Source organism: Sphingomonas sorbitolis (assembly GCF_036663875.1).
GTDB lineage: Bacteria > Pseudomonadota > Alphaproteobacteria > Sphingomonadales > Sphingomonadaceae > Sphingomonas.
In genome coordinates this window covers 536,457-551,085 of sequence record NZ_JAXOJS010000003.1, presented here as the reverse complement: position 1 = coordinate 551,085, position 14,629 = coordinate 536,457, and the positions used below count along the sequence as shown (strand labels likewise).

Genomic DNA, 14,629 nt, shown 5'->3' with positions numbered 1-14,629 from the left:
GAAATGGAAGATGCGCACGCCTGCGTTGACCTCATATAAAGAAATCTTTATATGAACTTTCATGACGATGGCGCTCGAAATCTTCCGTGCATTGGCGGACGCGACCCGGTTGCGGATCCTTGCGCTGTTGCGACGGATGGAGCTGTCGGTCGGCGAACTCGCGCAGGTGCTCGGGCAGAGCCAGCCGCGTGTCTCGCGGCATGTGAAGATCCTGTGCGATGCAGGGCTAGCCGAACGTCGCAAGGAGGGCAGCTGGGTGTTCGTTGCGCTCGGCGCGCCGGACGTGGTCGAGCCGGTTGCAGGCGCGCTCGATACCTGGGCGAAGACCGAGCCGGATCATTGGGCAGTGGCGGACGCGGCGCGGCTCGCGGCGGTGCGCGCGGATCGGGCGGCGTCGGCGGCGGCGTGGTTCGAGGGGCATGCCGACGAGTGGGACGCGATCCGGTCGCTGCATGTCGCCGATAGCGAGGTCGAGGCGGCGATGGCGGCAGTGCTCGGCGACGCGCCGGTGGGGACGCTGATCGATATCGGTACGGGCACCGGGCGGATGCTCGAACTGTTCGGCGGGCAGGCTACGGTCGCGCTCGGGATCGATCGCAGTTCGGAAATGTTGCGGCTGGCGCGCGCCAAGCTGCACGACATGACGCACGCCGAACTGCGTCAGGCTGATTTGTACGCGTTGCCGATGGCAGACGCTGCGGCGGACGTTGCGATCTTGCATCACGTGCTCCATTTCGCACAGCAGCCGGGCGCCGCGGTTAGCGAGGCGGCGCGCGTGCTCGCACCGGGCGGTCGGTTGCTGATCGCCGATTTCGCGAGCCACGACCGCGAGGAGCTGCGGGTGCGCGACGCCCATACGCGTCTCGGGTTTGCGGACGAGCAGATGGCGGCGTGGTTCGAGGCGGCGGGCTTGCAGACGGCGCGCGTGGAGACGCTCGAGGGCGGTGAGTTGACGGTGAAATTATGGCTCGGTCGGAAGATCGGCGCGAGCTTGCGTGAGGTGAAGGCGGCATGACGAACATTTCGATCCCCCAACTGGCAGAAGCGCGCCGCGCGCTCGAAGAACCGCTGTTCGCGGATCTTGCCGGTGATGTCGGCTTAAGCTTCGAGTTCTTCCCCCCCAAGAGCGAGAAAATGGAGACGCAACTCTGGGAGGCGATCCGCACGCTGGAGCCGCTCGCGCCCGATTTCGTGTCGGTGACGTATGGCGCGGGCGGGTCCACGCGCGAGCGGACGCATGCGACGGTGGCGCGGATCCAGCGCGAGACGTCGATGAACGCCGCCGCGCATCTGACCTGCGTCGAGGCGACTAGGGCCGAGATCGACCAAGTGGCCGAGGAATATTGGGCGGCGGGCGTGCGGCACATCGTCGCGCTGCGTGGCGACATGCCCACCTTGGGCCAGCCGTATCAGGCGCATCCGGGCGGATATGAGAACGCGGCGGCTTTGGTTGCTGGGTTGCGGAAGCTGCATCCGTTCGAGATCTCGGTCGCGGCGTATCCCGAATGCCATCCGGAATCGGGCGGTCACGACGCCGACATCGACAATCTGAAGCGCAAGATCGATGCCGGTGCGACCCGGGCGATTACGCAGTTCTTCTTCTCGCCAGAAGCGTATTTCCGGTTTCGCGACCGGGTCGCAACCGCCGGGATCACCGCGCAGATTTTGCCGGGTATCCTGCCGGTGTCGAACGTCGCGCAGACGCGGAAATTCGCGGGGCTCTGCGGTGCCGAGATCCCGGCGTGGATGGACCGGCTGTTCGAGGGGCTCGACGATCATCCGTCCGCTCGGCAGCTCGTCGCGGCGACGATCGCGGCCGAGATGTGCAGGCGGCTGTACGCGGGCGGGGTGAAGGATTTCCACTTCTACACGCTCAACCGCGCGGAACTGGCCTACGCGATCTGCCACATGCTCGGCGTGCGCGCGAAGCCTGCGACGAAGGTCGCCGCGGCTTAGCTCTCCTCCCGCTTGCGGGAGGGGTCGGGGGAGGGCGTGGCCCAGCCCGACCGGCTCGCTTGCGGCACTTCCCTCCCCCGACCCCTCCCGCAAGCGGGAGGGGAGGAGATTGACGATGACACCACGTGAACGTTTCAACGCGGAAGCCGCCAAGCGCATCCTGATCACCGATGGCGCGTTCGGCACCGAGATCCAGAACTGGAAGCTCGACGAGGCGGCTTACGCAGGCACGCTCGGCCTGAGCCATGACCAGAAGGGCAACAACGACATCCTGGCGATCACCAAGCCGGACGTCCCCGAAACGATCACGCGCGAATATCTGGAGGCCGGCTCGGACATCGTCTCGACCAACACGTTCAGCGCAAACGTCATCTCGCAGGCCGACTACGGCGCAGAGCATCTGGTGCGCGAGATCAACGTCGAGTCCGCCAGGATCGCTCGCGCGCTCGCCAACGAATACGAAGCGAAGGACGGCCGTCCGCGCTTCGTCGCCGGCGCGATCGGGCCGACGAACAAGACGCTGTCGCTGTCGCCCGACGTCAACGATCCCGGCTTTCGCGAGATCGACTTCGATTATCTGAAGGGCGTGTACCGCGAGCAGATCGACGCGTTGCTCGAAGGCGGCGAAGGGGTCGGCGTCGACTTCATCCTGATCGAGACGGTGTTCGATACGCTCAACGCCAAGGCGGGCATCATGGCGGCGATCGAGGCGGGCGACGCGCTCGGGCGTGACGTGCCGATCATGATGTCGATGACGTTGACCGATCTCTCGGGGCGCAACCTGTCGGGGCATACGGTCGAAGCGTTCTGGCATGCGGTGCGGCATGCCAAGCCGATCACGATCGGGCTGAACTGCTCGTTCGGCGCGGAGCAGCTGCGGCCGCATGTGAAGACGTTGAGCGCGATCGCGGATACGCTGATCATGGTCTATCCGAACGCGGGGCTCCCGAACGAACTCGGCGAATATGACGAGCAGCCGGAGACGACGGCGGGGCTGGTTGGCGAGTGGGCGGTGGCGAAACAGGTCAACGTGCTCGGCGGCTGCTGTGGCTCGACGCCGGCGCATATCAAGGCGATGGCCGACGGCGTGCGCGGGCTTGAGCCGCGGGTTGTAGCTCGGCCTGAAGTGCGGACCAAGCTTGCCGGGCTAGAACCTTTCACGATGGCGGCGTAAATCCTCCCCGGCACGGGGAGGGGGACCGCGCCTGAAAGGCGTGGTGGAGGGGGCTCTCCACCAAGCGTAACGTTCGTGGAGAGCCCCCTCCACCGCTCTGCGAGCGGTCCCCCTCCCCGTACCGGGGAGGAATTGGAAAACCGATGACCATCTCCTCCTCCACCTCTTTCGTCAACATCGGCGAGCGCACCAACGTTACCGGCTCGGCGCGCTTCAAGAAGCTGATCATGGCGGGCGACTATCCCGCCGCGGTCGAGGTCGCGCGCCAGCAGGTCGAGAGCGGCGCGCAGGTGCTCGACGTCAACATGGACGAGGGGCTGCTCGACGCGCACTACGCGATGACGACGTTCCTGAAACTGATCGCCGCCGAACCCGACATCGCGCGCATCCCGTTCATGGTCGACAGCTCGAAATGGAGCGTGATCGAGGCCGGGCTGAAGTGCGTCAGCGGCAAGCCGATCGTCAATTCGATCAGCATGAAGGAGGGCGAGGAACAGTTCCTTGCCCAGGCGCGCAAGTGCATGGCGTACGGCGCAGCGGTGGTCGTGATGGCGTTCGACGAGGTCGGGCAGGCGGACACCAAGGAGCGCAAGGTCGAGATCTGCGAGCGCGCGTACAAGCTGCTCGTCGGGATCGGCTTCCCGCCCGAGGACATCATCTTCGATCCCAACGTCTTCGCGGTCGCGACGGGGATCGAGGAGCACAACAACTACGGCGTCGACTTCATCGAGGCGTGCAAGGAGATCAAGGCGCGCTGCCCGCACGTCCACATCTCGGGCGGGCTGTCGAACTTCAGCTTCTCGTTCCGCGGCAACGAGCCCGTGCGCCGCGCGATGCACAGCGTGTTCCTGTACTATGCGATCCCTGCGGGCATGGACATGGCGATCGTCAACGCCGGCCAGCTCGACATCTATGACGACATCGATCCCGAACTGCGCCAGGCGGTCGAGGACGTCGTGCTCAACACCGATCCCGAGGCCGGCGACCGGCTGGTCGCGCTCGCCGAACGCTATCGCGGCACCGACGTGGTCGCCGAGAAGGCGGCGGCGGAATGGCGCTCGCTGGGTGTCAACAAGCGACTCGAATATGCGCTTGTGAAGGGCATCGACCTCCACGTCGTCGAGGATACCGAGGAGGCGCGGCAGATCATCGAGACCAATGGCGGCCGCCCGATCGAGGTCATCGAAGGTCCGCTGATGGACGGCATGAACGTCGTCGGCGACCTGTTCGGCAGCGGCAAGATGTTCCTGCCGCAGGTCGTCAAGTCGGCGCGCGTGATGAAGAAGGCGGTCGCGCATCTGCTGCCGTATATCGAGGCGGCCAAGGAGCCCGGTGCGCGCGGCAAGGGCAAGATCATCATGGCGACCGTCAAGGGCGACGTGCATGACATCGGCAAGAACATCGTCGGCGTGGTGCTGCAGTGCAACGGCTTCGATGTGGTCGATCTCGGCGTGATGGTGCCGTGGTCGAAGATCCTCGAGTCTGCGAACGAGAACGATGCGGACATGATCGGGCTCTCCGGACTGATCACGCCGAGCCTCGACGAGATGGTCACCGTCGCCGAAGAGATGAAGCGCGCGGGGATGACGATGCCGCTGCTGATCGGCGGGGCGACGACGTCGAAGGTGCATACCGCGTTGCGGATCGCGCCAGCGTATGATGGCCCGGTAGTGCATGTGCTCGATGCGAGCCGTGCGGTGGGTGTGGCGTCGACGCTGGTGTCGGACACGATCCGCGACGAGTTCGTGACCAAGACCGCGGACGAATATGAGGCGGTGCGGATCTCGCGCGCGAACAAGGGGCAGAGCGAGTTGCTGCCCCTGGCGACCGCGCGCGAGCGCGCGTTCGTTGCGGATTTCGCGCTGAAACCGCCTGCGCCGGTGAAGCCTGGCGTGCATGTGTTCGCGGATTGGGATCTGTCGGATCTGCGCGACTATATTGACTGGACGCCGTTCTTTCGCGCGTGGGAGCTGGCGGGGAATTTCCCGGCGATCCTGACCGACGAGGTCGTCGGCGAGAGCGCGACTTCGCTGTACGCGGATGCGCAGGCGATGCTCGATACGATCGTCGCGGAGAAATGGCTGACCCCGCGCGGTGTCGCAGGGCTGTGGCCGGCGCGCCGCGAGGGCGATGATGTGGTTCTTTCCCCCTCCCGCTTGCGGGAGGGGTCAGGGGAGGGGCGTGCCGCACAAGAAGGCCCTTCCCCGACCCTTCCCGCAATCGGGAAGGGGGCAGAAGACGAAGTACGTCTCCCCATGCTGCGCCAGCAGATCGCCAAGCGCGAAGGCCGCGCCAACATGTGTCTCGCCGATTTCGTCGACACCCAGGACGACTGGTTCGGCGGTTTCGCAGTCGGCATCCACGGGATCGACGATCACATCGCCCGCTTCAAGGCGGACAACGACGATTACAACGACATTCTGCTGAAGGCGCTCGCCGACCGCTTCGCCGAAGCCTTTGCCGAACGCCTCCACAAGCACGTCCGCACCGATCTCTGGGGCTATGCGCCCGACGAACAGCTCACCAACGAAGCGATGATTAAGGAACAGTATCGCGGCATCCGTCCGGCGCCGGGTTACCCCGCCTGCCCGGACCACAGCCTCAAGCCGATCCTGTTCGACCTGCTCGACGCCCCGACCGCGACCGGGCTCGAACTGACCGAGAGCTTCGCGATGTTCCCGACCGCCGCCGTCTCCGGCTTCTATTTCGGCCACCCGCAGGCCGAGTATTTCGGCGTCGCCCGCGTCGGCCGCGACCAGCTCGAAGACTATGCCGCACGCCGTGGCGCGGACCTCAAGACCGCCGAACGCTGGCTTCGTCCTAACCTCGACTAAGGTCCGGGCTCGCGCGCGGAACAACCGCCGCGAGCCCGCGCTTATTATGGGTCGACATGCGGAGACCCGATGACCGTTCCCCAGTATCTCTCGATCGCCACGCTGTTCGGGATGATGGCGCTCTTCATTTGGGGCAGGTTCCGCTACGATGTCACCGCGATCCTCGCGTTGCTCGCCAGCATCGCGCTGGGTATTGTCAGCCCGGAGGACGCGTTCAAGGGCTTCTCCGACGACATCGTCATCATCGTCGGCTCGGCGCTGGTGATCTCGGCGGCGGTGCAGCGCTCGGGAATTATTGAACGCGCGCTCGCCAAGTTCGCCAGCCGCGTGACCCGCGTCCGCTCGCAACTGCTGCTGCTGACCGCCTCGGTCGGGTTCGCCTCCGCGCTGGTCAAGAACATCGGCGCGCTCGCGATGCTGATGCCCGCCGCGTTCCAGATGGCGAAGAAGAACGACACCTCGCCCTCGGTCTTCCTGATGCCGATGGCGTCCGCGTCGCTGCTCGGCGGGCTCATCACGCTGGTTGGCACGTCGCCCAACATCATCGTCAGCCGCGTCCGCGAACAGATGACCGGGCACCCGTTCGGGATGTTCGACTACGCGCCGGTCGGACTCGGCCTGACGCTGATGGGGCTGATCTATCTCCGCTTCGCCTACCGGCTGCTGCCGCGCGATCGCCGTGCCGCGCCGACGATGGGCGAGGCGCTCGACATCAAAGGCTATGTGACCGAGGCGATGATCCCTGACGTCTCGCCCGCGGTCGACGAGACGGTCGACGCGTTCCTCGACCGCCACGACCGCGAGGTGACGATCACCCGCATCCTTCGCGCCGGCATGCGCAGCGCACCGCACGACCACACGCATCTACGCGCCGGCGACACGCTGATCCTCGGCGGCAATCCCGACGCGCTCGAACGCGTGATCGCGCGCGACCGGTTGAAGCTGGAAGGCGAGGACCGGGAGAAGGCGGACGAGGACGACGACGACGAGGTCGGCGTGATCGAGGCGGTGATCGGGCTCGGCTCGGCGCTGGTCGGCAAGACGGCGGCGCGGCTCGCGTTGCAGGCGCGCTACGGCGTCAACCTGATCGCGATCTCGCGGCAGGGCGAACACCTCTCGCGCCGCCTCGCCAATACCGAGTTGCGCGCTGGCGACGTGCTGGTGTTGCAGGGGCCGCTTGAGCAACTGCCGAGCAAACTGCGCGACCTCGGCTGTCTGCCGTTGGCGCAGCGCGAGATGCGGCTTGGCGTGTCGAAACGGAGCTGGTTGCCGATCGGCATCCTGGCCGTGGCGATGAGCGCGACGGCGATGGGGTTCGTACCCGTCGCAGTCGCGTTCTTTGCCGCGGCGGGGCTGATCATGGCGACCGGCGTGCTGCCGGTGCGCGAGGCGTACGATCATGTCGAATGGCCGATCCTGATCATGCTCGGCGCGCTGATCCCGGTCAGCGATTCGCTGCGCACCACCGGCGCGTCGGAGGTGATCACGACCTGGCTGTCGTCGACCGCGGCGACGCTGCCGCCCTGGGGCGCGGTCGCGCTGATCCTGGCGGCGGCGATGGCGGTGACGCCGTTTCTCAACAATGCCGCGACGGTGCTGGTGATGGCGCCGATCGCCGCGACTTTTGCCGGCGATCTCGGGTTCCGGCCCGAGGCGTTCCTGATGGCGACCGCGGTCGGGGCGGGATGCGATTTCCTCACCCCGATCGGCCACCAGTGCAACACGCTGGTGATGGGCCCCGGCGGGTACAGGTTCGGCGATTATGCGCGGCTGGGCGCGCCGCTGTCGTTGCTGGTGCTACTGATCGGCACGCCGCTGATCGTCGCGGTATGGCCGATGCATTGAGGGCAATCTTCTGATCCTCCCCCGCCAGGGGGAGGTGGCTGGCCCTTGCCAGACGGAGGGGGAGGAAAGGGCAAACCCTCGTTTCGTATCCTCCCCCTCCGTCGCCTACGGCGCCACCTCCCCCTGGCGGGGGAGGATTGAAAGGGATTACGCGCCAGCCTCAGCCGGCCTTCCCTCGCGCACGTCACCCGGCAGGCCGGTGATCGTCTTCACCTCCATGAAGTCCGTCAGCCCATAGCGCCCGTTCTCGCGCCCGTTGCCGGATTGCTTGTATCCCCCGAACGGCGCGCCGATGTCCGGGCTCCATGAGTTGATCGTCACCAGCCCAGCGCGCAACTTCGGAGCCACCTTTGCCGCCGCGGCCGGATCACCCGAGATCGTCGCGGACAGCCCGTACTCGGTGGCGTTGGCGATGCGGATGCCTTCGTCCTGATCGCTGTACGACGTGATCGTAGCGACCGGCCCGAACGTCTCCTCCTGCGCGATCCGCATGTCGGGGCGGACATCGGTGAACAGGGTTGGCTGGATATAGAAACCGGCATTGCGCCCGTCCGGCCGACCTACGCCGCCGGTCACCAGCGTCGCGCCTTCGTCGATCGCCGACTGGATCAGTCCCTGGATCTTGTCGAACTGCGCCTTGTTGACGACCGGGCCGATATGCTGGCCCATCTCGGCGGGATCGCCGACCTCGGTCTGCTCCATCATCGACTTCACGATCGCGGTCGCCTCCGCGACCTGGCTAGCATGCACCAGCAGGCGCGTCGGCGCGATGCAGCTCTGCCCCGAATTGGCGAGCACGCCGGCCACTGTCGGCGGTAGTACCGCGGCGAGATCGGAGCCCTCCAGCACAAGGTTCGCCGCCTTGCCGCCAAGTTCCTGATGCACGCGCTTCACCGTAGGTGCCGCAGCCAAAGCAACCGCGATGCCGGCGCGCGTCGAGCCCGTAAAGCTCACCATGTCGACGTCGCGGTGCGTGCACAAAGCTGCGCCGACACCGGGACCGTCGCCGTTGACGAGGTTGAACACCCCCGCCGGTACGCCCGCCGCGTCCATGATCTCCGCGAGGATCACCGCGCACGATGGCGCCTCTTCGGACGGCTTCAGGATCATCGTGTCGCCCGCCGCCAGCGCAGGCGCGACCTTCGCGCAGATCTGGTTCAGCGGCCAGTTCCACGGCGTGATCATCGCGACGACGCCGAGCGGCTCGTGGACGACGGTCGCCTTGCCGATAACCTCGGAAAACTCGAACGTCGCCAGCGCCTTCGCGGTCGCCGAGAAATGCGCGAGGCCGGTGGGCGCCTGCGCCATCGACGCGAGCGCCATCGGTGCGCCCATCTCCTGCGACATCGCCTTCGCCAGATCGGGCATCCGCGCCTTGTACTCGGTCATGATCCGGCCGAGCACGTCGAGCCGCTCTTGCACGCTCGTCTGGCTCCAGCTCTCGAACGCGGACCGAGCCGCGGCAACGGCCTTGTCGACGTCGGCGGCGGTGCCCAGCGTGATCTCGGTGCACGGCTGTTCCGTCGACGGGTCGATCACCTGATAGACGGTGCCGCCCTCGCTCTCGACCCACGCGCCATCGATATACTGCTTCAAATAGCTTTTCATCGTGCCTCTCCGCATCTTGTCTCGCCAAGGAATGGGCTCGCCGGAGATCGGTTGCAACCCGAAACGCATGCCGTAGGTTGACCGGGAAATTCATCAGGAGGCCGGCATGGCGAGAGTGGCATTCATCGACAAGATCGGCGGTCCCGAGGTCATCCAGTGGCGTGACGTCGAACTGCCGCCTCCGGCCAAGGGCGAGGTCTGGATGCGCAACACGGCGGTCGGCCTGAACTATATCGACACCTACCACCGCAGCGGCGTGTACCCGGTCGACCTGCCCTCGGGACTTGGCAGCGAGGCGGCGGGCGTGGTGATGGCGGTCGGCGAGGGCGTCACCGACTTCGCGCCCGGCGACCGTGTCGGCACCTTCGGCCCGTCACGCGGCGCCTATGCGACCGATCGCAACGTGCCTGCGAACCAGCTGTTCAAACTGCCCGACACGCTCGACGACCGCACCGCCGCGGCGATCCTGCTCAAGGGCACCACCGCCGAGTTCCTGGTCGAGCGTTGCGCGAAGGTGCAGGCGGGCCAGACCGTCCTCGTCCATGCGGCCGCGGGCGGCGTTGGCCATATCCTGGTCGGCTGGCTGAAGGCGATCGGCGCGAGCGTCATCGCCAGCGTCGGCAGCGAGGACAAGGCGGCGCGAACACGGAAAGCCGGCGCCGATCATGTCATCCTCCACAAGTCCGAGGACATCGCCGCGCGGGTGCGCGAGATCACCGACGGCAAGGGCGTCCCCGTCGTTCTCGACGGCGTCGGCGGCGCGACGTGGAACGCGTCGCTCGACAGCGCAGCCAAGCGCGGCCTGATCGTCAGCTACGGCAATGCTGGCGGTGTGGTCGACGGTGTCAATATCGGGGTTCTCGCGCGGAAAGGCTCGCTGTTCGTGACCCGGCCGAAGCTGTTCGATTACTATGTCACGCCCGAGGAGAGGCACGCCGGAATCGCCCGCCTGTTCGCGATGCTCGACAGGGGCGCGATCACGCCCGAGATCGGCCAGACCTTCGCGCTTGAAGACGCCGCCGATGCGCATCGCGCGGTCGAGAGCGGGCGTACCTGGGGGAGCACGCTGCTGCTGCCGTAAGCTGTGATCGACTGGCTGATTGAGCGATAGAGAGACGGTGACCGATACGTTAACTGCCGCCTAACGCATTGTACGTACGTCGAACATATGGTTCGTTCTTACAAGTCCACGGTGGCGATCTGCATCGCCGCACAGGGGATCGCAGTCGTCATCGGCTTCGCGGTACTGATGGCCTGGCCGCCGCGGCATGGCGAATATCTGCTCGTACCGGTTGGCGCGAACGCGGCCGCGAGCCTGTTGCCGACCGCGGTCGCGGGCCATGCCCTGCTGATCGGTGCCGGGCCGTTGCCGAACAGCTACATCGTCAGGGGCGATCGTGCGCAATTGGCAGGGCTGATGATGGCGCATGGCGTGGTGCTGCTCGGCGCGTCGGCCGCAGCCTGCGGCGAAACGGCGGTCGCGGCATGAACCCCACCGACCTCCAGATCTTCCGCGCGCGCGGCATCGCCATCGTCGCGATCGCGGGATGGGTCTGTACGCTATGGCTTGGCGTGATGGGCCTGTGGCTCGATGCCGACGGGCTCCTGCCGGTGCTGGTCGTCGCGGTGCTGGTCAATCTCGCGCCGACGCTGATGGCGGTGCGGCGGCGTCATGACCCGGTTGCGCGGCTGGTCTCCGGCACGCCCGCCGCGGTGTATCCGGCGCTCGGCGTGTATCTGCTGCAGGGGCATGCCTGGCAGATGGATGCGCACATGTATTTCTTCGTCGCGCTCGCCGCCCTCGTGGTGTTCTGCGACTGGCGGCCGATCGCGCTCGCCGCGGGCCTGATCGCGGTGCATCATCTGGTGCTGGAGACGGCGGCACCCGGGTGGGTGTTCACGGGCTCGGGCAATATCGGCCGCGTCGTCATTCATGCCGCCGCGGTCGGGTTACAGCTTGCGGTGCTGGGCTATGTGACCGCCCGTCTGCGCAGCCTGATGATCCGCCAGGAGACCGCGCGCTGTGAGAGCGAGACGCTCGCGAACGAGGCGATCGACAGCCGCAACCGGATGGAGGAGGCGATCACCGGGATGCGCGCGGCCGAGGCACGCGAGGCGCGCGAACGCCAGCGTCGGCTGGAGATCGAGCGCGAACTCGCCGCGCAGCGTGCCGCCGAGATGCTGGCGCTGGCGGAGGCGTTCCAGGCGTCGGTGGCCGATATCGTCGTCTCGGTCGGGTCGGCGTCGACCCGGCTCGATGGGTCGGCGCGTGCGCTGAACGAGCTCGCGCAGGTCGCCACCCGCCAGACCGAAGCGAGCGCCGCCGCCGCCACGCAGTCGTCGGAGAGCGCGGGGCGGTTGTCGGCGCAGATCCACGCGCTGACCCAGTCGGTGACGTCGATCGCAAGCGTGGCCGAACAGCAGGTCCAGCTCGGGACCGAGGCGCGTACCGCATCGACGCTCAGCCACACGGCGATGATCGCGCTCGTCGAACGGACGCAGACGATCGGCAGCTTCGCCAATTCGATCCAGCAGATTGCCGCAAAGACTAACCTGCTCGCACTGAACGCAACGATCGAGGCAGCGCGCGCGGGCGATGCCGGCAACGGCTTCAAGGTGGTCGCGAGCGAGGTCAAGCAGCTTGCCGGGCAGGCGACCGGCGCGTCGAGCGAGATCCGTGCGCTGGCTGGCTCCGCGGAGCAGGGGGCGGGGGTCGCCAACGATGCGCTCGGCCGGATCGCGACGATGATCGGCCACCTCGCGACCGCCGCGGACACGATCCAGGCGGAGGTGCGGCATCACCACCAGACCGCGGCGTCGATCGAGCGCACCGCGGACAGCACCGCGGCGGGGATCGACAGCATGGCGGACGAGTTGCTTGGGATCGCGCGGGTCGCAGGCGAGACCGCGGGGCTGTCCGACATGGTCGCCCGCGCCGCGACCGGGCTGCTCGATACCGCGCGCCAGCTCCGCGCGGCGACCGATCGCTTCGTGATCCAGCTGAAGGCCGCGTAGCGCGCGGTTTGCCTGGGGGGGCGAAAGCGCGGTAGGGCGGGGGCCCATCCAAGTGATCCTTTCGGCGAGACGACGATGAGCCTGAACCTGTTGCTGGTCGAGGACGATGCGGTGTTTGCGCAGGCGATGGCGGAGGAACTGCGCGGGCTCGATCACCGCGTCACGGTCGCGATCGATGGCCGCGAGGCGCTGGCCGCGGTCGACAGCGCGCCGTTCGATGCGGTGGTGCTCGACCGGATGCTGCCCAAGGTCGACGGGATGTCGGTGCTCGCGCGGCTGCGCGGCGGCAACATGACGGTGCCGGTGATCATGCTCACCGCGCTCGGCCGGTCGGTCGAGAAGGTCGAAGGGCTCGAGGCGGGGGCGGACGATTACGTCGTGAAGCCGGTCGCCGCCGCCGAGCTGAGCGCTCGCTTGGCTGCAGTGGTACGCGGACGTGGTTGGACCGGCGGCAGCGCCGACACGATCCGCGCGGGCGACATCGTCGTCAGCCCAACCAAGTTCCGCGCATGGCGCGACGGCATCGCGCTCGATCTGGGCAAGCTCGAGTTCAAGCTGCTCGCCGAGTTCGTCGCCAATGCCGATGCGGTGCTGACGCGCGCGATGCTGGTCGAGCGCGTCTGGGGCTACGACTTCGCGCCGACCACCAACATCGTCGACGTCTATATCCGCCACCTCCGCGTCAAGCTGACTGCGGCGGGCGGCGAGGACCCGATCGTGACGGTGCGCGGCGTCGGTTACATGTTGCGCGGCTGATGCGGTTCCGGTCGCTTCGCACGCTGACCGGGGCCTTCCTGCTGGCGTTCCTGGTCGCGACGATCGGGACCGGGGTCGCGATCCACGGTATCACGCTGCAGACGATCGAGCGGTTGGTCGATCGCCGTATCCTGGTCGTCAGCGACGCGATTGCCGGCGTGCCGGGCGACCGGCGACCGGCCGACGTCTTTCGCCGGATCGACGCGGCAATGCGCGAACGCGATACCGGCGATATCGGTTTGTTGCTGGTCGATGCGAACGGCCGTCGGCTCGGCGGCAACATCACCTTGTCGCGCCGCCTGCCGCTGGGCTTCTCGACGATCGCGCGGGACGACCGGATCGCCGGTTTGTCTGCCGGGCGCGCGCTGGTCCGTACCGTCGGCGGCGGGATGACGCTGACCACGGTCGCCGAGACCGAGCCGTTCGACGACTATAACGCCGCGCGCACGCGGATCTACCTGATCGGGTTCGGCTCGATCGTGCTGATCGTGATTGGCGGCATGGTCTTCTTCGTCGTCACGATCGGCCGGCGGATCGGCGAGACGCGGCGCACGGTCGAGGCGATCATCGACGGCGACATGACGCGACGTGTGCCGATACACCCGTCGGGCGGCGAGTTCGCGCACCAGGCGATGGCGTTCAACCGGATGCTCGACCGCATCGCTGACCTGATGGCGAGCATCAGCAACGTCTCGAACGACATCGCGCACGATCTGCGCACGCCGCTCGCGCGGCTGCGCAGCCAGCTTGCGCTGACGGTACGCCGGGCCGAGACGGCGGCGCAGCGCGAGGATCTCGAAGCCGCAATCGCGATGAGCGACGAGCTGCTCGCGATGTTCGCGGCAATGCTGCGGATCGCCGAGGTCGAGGGGGGCGATCGTCGCGCCGCGTTCGCGTCGTTCGATCTCGCCGACTTGGTTCGGGAGGTCGGCGACATGATGCAGCCGGTCGTGGTGGATAGCGGTCGGCACCTCGACATCGTCGTGAAGGAACCGGTTCAGATCGTCGGTGATCGGCAGTTGCTGGGCCAGGCGATGGTCAACCTGATCGAGAACGCGATCCGCCATACGCCTACCGGCACGCGGATCGAGATCGGCGTCGTCTCGACCGAGGCCGCGACGATGCTGACGGTGACCGACGATGGCCCAGGCATCCCGGCCGACCAGCGCAAACTGGCGCTTCGCCGGTTCGGGCGTCTGGACATCAGCCGTCACGATGTCGGGCATGGCCTGGGCCTCGCGCTGATCGATGCGATCGTTCGCCTGCACCGCGGCACGCTGTCGCTCGAGGATGCGGGACCTGGGTTACGCGTGGTGCTGAGCTTGCCACGCGGCTGAGCCAACAAGTAATCCTCCCCCGCCAGGGGGAGGTGGCAGGCAGAGCCTGACGGAGGGGGCGGAGGCGACACCCTGTGTTTGGTATCCTCCCCCTCCGTCGCCTT

General features: G+C 67.1%; 11 protein-coding genes. 10 read left to right on the top strand and 1 reads right to left on the bottom strand.

All coding sequences use genetic code 11. From position 1 onward, the window contains the following. Nucleotides 1-61: 61 nt before the first annotated feature. From U1763_RS11830 to U1763_RS11810, 5 genes are all read left to right on the top strand, one after another. On the top strand, nucleotides 62-1,015 hold the full coding sequence (locus U1763_RS11830; RefSeq protein WP_332755358.1) for an ArsR/SmtB family transcription factor: 954 nt from the start codon (nucleotides 62-64) through the stop codon (nucleotides 1,013-1,015). Continuing rightward, nucleotides 1,012-1,956: a methylenetetrahydrofolate reductase gene (gene metF / locus U1763_RS11825; protein ID WP_332755357.1), complete on the top strand. Its 945-nt coding sequence runs from the start codon at nucleotides 1,012-1,014 to the stop codon at nucleotides 1,954-1,956. Before U1763_RS11830 ends, metF begins: the two co-directional genes overlap by 4 nt. Nucleotides 1,957-2,071: 115 nt before the next feature. Further along, nucleotides 2,072-3,130 carry a homocysteine S-methyltransferase family protein gene (locus U1763_RS11820; protein WP_332755356.1) on the top strand — a complete coding sequence of 353 codons (1,059 nt, stop codon included), beginning with the start codon at nucleotides 2,072-2,074 and terminating at the stop codon, nucleotides 3,128-3,130. A gap of 143 nt (nucleotides 3,131-3,273) precedes the next feature. Further along, on the top strand, nucleotides 3,274-5,964 hold the full coding sequence (gene metH, locus U1763_RS11815) for a methionine synthase (protein ID WP_443026915.1): 2,691 nt from the start codon (nucleotides 3,274-3,276) through the stop codon (nucleotides 5,962-5,964). A gap of 69 nt (nucleotides 5,965-6,033) precedes the next feature. Continuing rightward, the gene (locus U1763_RS11810) at nucleotides 6,034-7,809 is read left to right on the top strand and encodes an SLC13 family permease (RefSeq protein ID WP_332755355.1); all 1,776 of its coding nucleotides are present in this window, start codon (nucleotides 6,034-6,036) and stop codon (nucleotides 7,807-7,809) included. A 147-nt stretch (nucleotides 7,810-7,956) separates the two neighbouring features. On the opposite strand, the gene U1763_RS11805 is transcribed toward U1763_RS11810, so the two are convergent. Beyond that, nucleotides 7,957-9,417, bottom strand: coding sequence for an aldehyde dehydrogenase family protein (locus U1763_RS11805; protein ID WP_332755354.1), 1,461 nt, complete (start codon nucleotides 9,415-9,417; stop codon nucleotides 7,957-7,959). Between the two features lie 106 nt (nucleotides 9,418-9,523). On the opposite strand from U1763_RS11805, the gene U1763_RS11800 reads away from it, so the two are divergent. The 5 genes from U1763_RS11800 (at nucleotide 9,524) to U1763_RS11780 (ending at nucleotide 14,525) form a co-directional block, all read left to right on the top strand. After that, entirely contained in the window at nucleotides 9,524-10,498 is a 975-nt protein-coding gene (locus U1763_RS11800) for a quinone oxidoreductase family protein (RefSeq protein ID WP_332755353.1), read from the top strand. An 87-nt stretch (nucleotides 10,499-10,585) separates the two neighbouring features. Beyond that, nucleotides 10,586-10,906 carry a hypothetical protein gene (locus tag U1763_RS11795; RefSeq protein ID WP_332755352.1) on the top strand — a complete coding sequence of 107 codons (321 nt, stop codon included), beginning with the start codon at nucleotides 10,586-10,588 and terminating at the stop codon, nucleotides 10,904-10,906. Continuing rightward, nucleotides 10,903-12,432 carry a methyl-accepting chemotaxis protein gene (locus U1763_RS11790; RefSeq protein ID WP_332755351.1) on the top strand — a complete coding sequence of 510 codons (1,530 nt, stop codon included), beginning with the start codon at nucleotides 10,903-10,905 and terminating at the stop codon, nucleotides 12,430-12,432. Before U1763_RS11795 ends, U1763_RS11790 begins: the two co-directional genes overlap by 4 nt. A gap of 75 nt (nucleotides 12,433-12,507) precedes the next feature. Further along, nucleotides 12,508-13,188, top strand: coding sequence for a response regulator transcription factor (locus U1763_RS11785; protein ID WP_332755350.1), 681 nt, complete (start codon nucleotides 12,508-12,510; stop codon nucleotides 13,186-13,188). Then, nucleotides 13,188-14,525, top strand: coding sequence for a sensor histidine kinase (locus U1763_RS11780; RefSeq protein WP_332755349.1), 1,338 nt, complete (start codon nucleotides 13,188-13,190; stop codon nucleotides 14,523-14,525). Before U1763_RS11785 ends, U1763_RS11780 begins: the two co-directional genes overlap by 1 nt. Nucleotides 14,526-14,629: the final 104 nt, after the last annotated feature.

Excerpts from the sequence above, each read along its gene's own strand:
- U1763_RS11830 (WP_332755358.1), top strand. The coding sequence starts at position 62 with ATGACGATGGCGCTCGAAATCTTCCGTGCATTGGCGGACGCGACCCGG.
- U1763_RS11795 (WP_332755352.1), top strand. The coding sequence starts at position 10,586 with ATGGTTCGTTCTTACAAGTCCACGGTGGCGATCTGCATCGCCGCACAG.
- U1763_RS11785 (WP_332755350.1), top strand. The coding sequence starts at position 12,508 with ATGAGCCTGAACCTGTTGCTGGTCGAGGACGATGCGGTGTTTGCGCAG.
- U1763_RS11805 (WP_332755354.1), bottom strand. The coding sequence starts at position 9,417 with ATGAAAAGCTATTTGAAGCAGTATATCGATGGCGCGTGGGTCGAGAGC.
- metH (WP_443026915.1), top strand. The coding sequence starts at position 3,274 with ATGACCATCTCCTCCTCCACCTCTTTCGTCAACATCGGCGAGCGCACC.
- U1763_RS11800 (WP_332755353.1), top strand. The coding sequence starts at position 9,524 with ATGGCGAGAGTGGCATTCATCGACAAGATCGGCGGTCCCGAGGTCATC.
- U1763_RS11810 (WP_332755355.1), top strand. The coding sequence starts at position 6,034 with ATGACCGTTCCCCAGTATCTCTCGATCGCCACGCTGTTCGGGATGATG.
- U1763_RS11790 (WP_332755351.1), top strand. The coding sequence starts at position 10,903 with ATGAACCCCACCGACCTCCAGATCTTCCGCGCGCGCGGCATCGCCATC.
- U1763_RS11780 (WP_332755349.1), top strand. The coding sequence starts at position 13,188 with ATGCGGTTCCGGTCGCTTCGCACGCTGACCGGGGCCTTCCTGCTGGCG.
- U1763_RS11820 (WP_332755356.1), top strand. The coding sequence starts at position 2,072 with ATGACACCACGTGAACGTTTCAACGCGGAAGCCGCCAAGCGCATCCTG.
- metF (WP_332755357.1), top strand. The coding sequence starts at position 1,012 with ATGACGAACATTTCGATCCCCCAACTGGCAGAAGCGCGCCGCGCGCTC.